Raw genomic sequence first — 948 nt, forward strand, 5'->3', positions numbered from 1 at the left:
ACGTATCAAATGCTCCTGTCTGTCGCACCGGCTATTGCTCCAGTTCTAGGAGGATTCATAGGCGGAGCAGCCGGATACGAAGGGATTTTTTGGATACTTGCGGCCATCTCTATCGTTTTGCTGGTGACAAACAGCATCACCTTTCCTAAAGATTCTCCAACTGAATCTATGCAGCAAGCCAAAGGCAATGTGTTCGCTCATTATAAATCAATATTTACAAATCGAACAGGGAACGTCATTTTGACTTTAAGTTTTGTTCTCTTTTTCATTTATTTTGCAGTAATTGTCTACCTCCCAATATTGCTGACAGAGCATTACCATATAGATGTGGGTATAGCAGGACTGTTATATTTGCCGCTGGCGCTGAGCACGATTGCAGGTACGTTTCTGTTTAAAAGAATACAGGCAAAAATCGGGCTGCACACCTTGTTTATCGGAAGCAATGTGATTGCCGCCTGCAGCATCATTTTATTTGCTGTTACACATTCCGTTTCTCTCGTTCTCATGGCTCTGACGCTGGCACTGTTTGGCATCTCGATGGGGGTTATTCCTCCCTTGTACTCTACAATGATTACTAATGAATTTGAGCACAACAGAGGGAGTGCAATCGGAATGTTTAACTTTATCCGATATACAGGCATGGCAGCAGGTCCGATGGTATCTGCCTACTTGCTCACAATGATGCCGTCTGCCATGTCCTTTAGCCTCCTAGGCCTTGGATTTGCCGCATTGAGCTTTTGCCTTCTTCCGCCAATGTTTTCGCCGCAGAAGCGCACGAAACAAAAAAAGCACCACATGTAAAAAAGCTGCCTTTGCGGGCAGCTTTTTTTTATTTTTTTCTAAGCGGCTCTAAAATGCCTTTTTGAATCAGCAAATGGAAGACCGACAGGATAACGGATGCCCATATCGCTGTGCCGAAGCCGTCGATTTGAAAGCTGTCACCCATAA

1 protein-coding gene and 1 pseudogene are annotated in these 948 nt (G+C 44.5%); one reads left to right on the forward strand and one right to left on the reverse strand.

The window, feature by feature from the left end; translation table 11 throughout:
• The coding region (locus tag ACWHAR_RS24085; protein ID WP_452088059.1) for an MFS transporter at positions 1-801 on the forward strand (801 nt) is incomplete at its 5' end.
• Between the two features lie 28 nt (positions 802-829).
• Here ACWHAR_RS24085 and ACWHAR_RS24090 read toward each other — a convergent pair.
• A pseudogene (locus tag ACWHAR_RS24090) lies at positions 830-948 on the reverse strand (phage holin family protein); the annotation flags it as partial.

It is taken from the genome of Bacillus sp. LR--39 (assembly GCF_053613335.1).